Source organism: Kitasatospora sp. NPDC093558 (assembly GCF_040683475.1).
Taxonomy (GTDB): domain Bacteria; phylum Actinomycetota; class Actinomycetes; order Streptomycetales; family Streptomycetaceae; genus Kitasatospora.
On sequence record NZ_JBFBDY010000839.1, the window covers coordinates 1 to 2,396 of the forward strand.

The window sequence follows — 2,396 nt, forward strand, 5'->3', positions numbered from 1 at the left end:
CCCGGGGGGCGGTAGGGCTCGCCGGCCAGGTCGGCGACCAGGTCGCGCCTGAGCGCGGGCAGGCCGTCCGGGATCCCGCGGCCGGGGCCGAGCAGCGGGCGGGAGTAGTTGCGGTAGGTCTTGTCGCGGCCGGCGCCGGTGGCGTCGAGGCGCACGTAGTCGTCCTGCGGGAAGGTGGCGGCGAGTTCGGCCGCGGTGTCCTCGCCGTACAGGCGGCCGGGTGCGGTGGCGAGCCAGCGGTAGGGCGTGGTACGGCAGGCGGCGGTGTCCGTCCAGCCGGGTGCGAGCACGGGCATGTCAGCGCCCCCGCCCGGCGAGGGCCTCGGGCACGGACATGCCAACCGACTGGACGTCGGAGGTCTTCGGCGCGCTCATCTCAACCCACCCGTTCGACGGCGGACTTCAGCACCGGCAGGAACCGCTCGATGGTGGCGGTGTCGGCAACGGTGAAGCGCAGCCAGCCGGCCAGGCCGGTGAGGTCGGACAGGTCCCGCACGCGGTAGCCCGCCTCGGACAGGGCGCCGGTCGTACGGGCGGCGGCCGCCGCGGACGGCAGGCGCAGCGACAGGAAGTTGCCGCCGGACGGGGCGACGGGCAGGCCCCAGGACCGCAGCTCGGCCGCCGCGCCCGCGCGCACCTCGCGCAGCTCGCGCCAGACCGCCTCGAAGCGGTCGTGCTGCTCGATGGCCACCCGGAGGGCGAGCAGGGCCGGCGCCGACACCGCGTGCTCCAGCGGGACGGCGGCCAGCTGGGCGAGCAGCCCGGTCGCGCCGCACAGGACCGCCACGCGGGCGCCGGCCAGGGCGTGCGACTTGGAGAGCGACTGGACCACCAGCACGTTCCCGCCGCGGCGCGCGACCTGGGCCGTGAGCGGGCCGTCGAAGACCTGGTAACAGCTGTCGATCACCAGCAGGTGCCCGCGCTCGCGCGCCGACTCGGCCAGCCGGTCGAGCTGTTCACCGGTCAGCACGCCGCCGATCGGGCCGTTGGGCACGCTGACGGCGATCAGCGCGCCGCGGCTGCCGGCCGCCGCGTCGATCAGCGCGCGGGCCTGCGCGTCGAGGTCCAGGCCGGTGGTCGGCACGGGCCGCAGCGGCAGGCCGAGCAGGGCCGCGGTCTCCGTCCACGCCGCGTAGTTGGGGTGCTGCAGGATGACCTCGCCGCGGCCGGCCGTGCGGCGGGCGAAGTAGGCGCAGACCAGGCGCAGCGCGGTGTCCGAACCGGGCGTGACGAGCAATTCGTCGGAATCGCACTGCAAGTACGCGGAAAGTGTGTCGATTGTGGACCTACTGCGCGGATACTGCCGCAACAGGTCGGGCGTGAACTCCCTGGCGACCGCGTCGAGAAGCCTTTCCGCGGCGGGATGGACCAGCTCGTTGCTGCTCAGATTGAGCCGGGCGTCGTGCCCCCGCCGGTCGAAGAACGTATGCCTGACCTTTTCACCGTCGACGACGGTCAATTGTCCCCCAAGTTGCCCGGCCGCATTCACGGCCATCCAACCGGACGCTGGCGTCCGATTCCCAGGCAAGCACAGCTCCACATCCAAGTCAACGCGCCTCCGGATCGCGCAACACTGATTCACATCCCGTTCATAGGTGGCCAGTTGACGACGCACGATCCTGTTGACGATCACTGCGGGCGCATGTCAAGCTCCGTTGCCGACCCAACGGGGGGAGTGCTTCAGTTGACCGCACCGCAGGCTCTGCTATCCGTCCGCAATAACGACGCACTGGTCGCCGACGGAATATCCCGAATCGCCGGGGACACCCTCGTCTCCGGATTCAAACATTCACTGGTGACGGTGGTGTCCGCCGCCTTGGCGGCGCACGCTCCGGTACAAATCGACAACTGTCCGGACATCGCCGAGACCGAAGTATTGGCCGAAATCGTCCGGCGGCTCGGCGGACGGGCCGACCGGAGCGGCGGCTCCCTCGCCGTGGACGCCGACGGTCTGCACACCGCCGAACTGCCCGCCGACGCGGCGGCGATCCACGGCTCGGTGTACCTCCTGCCCGCGCTGCTGTCCCGGTTCGGGCGGGCGTCGGTCGCCGCCACCGGCGGCTGCCGCATCGGCGACGACCCGGGCGGGCAGCGGCCCGTCGAGCAGTACGTCGGCGTGCTGGAACGTTTCGGCGCCCAGGCCGCCGTCCTCGCCGGCGGCGGCCTGCAGGTCACCGCCGACAAGCTGCTGGGCTGCGAGATCGACCTGCTCGACCACACCGCCGACCGCACGCTGCGCACCGGCCCGCACTACTCCGGGGCCACCAAGATGGCCGTCCTCACGGCGGCCGTCGCCGAGGGCGTGAGCATCCTGCGCAACCCGTACCCGAAGCCGGACGTCACCGATCTCGTCGACGTGCTGCGGGAGTTGGGCACGGACGTCACCGTGCGCGCCG

At 72.3% G+C, this 2,396-nt stretch carries 2 protein-coding genes and 1 pseudogene; 1 reads left to right on the forward strand and 2 read right to left on the reverse strand.

What is annotated here, in order from left to right; translation table 11 throughout:
* Positions 1 to 296 (reverse strand): hypothetical protein (locus AB0O00_RS35915; RefSeq protein WP_363658902.1); only part of this gene is annotated, 296 nt, incomplete at its 3' end.
* Positions 297 to 376: 80 nt separating this feature from the next.
* On the reverse strand, positions 377 to 1,495 hold the full coding sequence (locus tag AB0O00_RS35920) for an aminotransferase class I/II-fold pyridoxal phosphate-dependent enzyme (protein ID WP_363658903.1): 1,119 nt from the start codon (positions 1,493 to 1,495) through the stop codon (positions 377 to 379).
* Between the two features lie 300 nt (positions 1,496 to 1,795).
* Between AB0O00_RS35920 and AB0O00_RS35925 the strand changes: the two are divergent.
* A pseudogene (locus tag AB0O00_RS35925) lies at positions 1,796 to 2,396 on the forward strand (hypothetical protein); the annotation flags it as partial.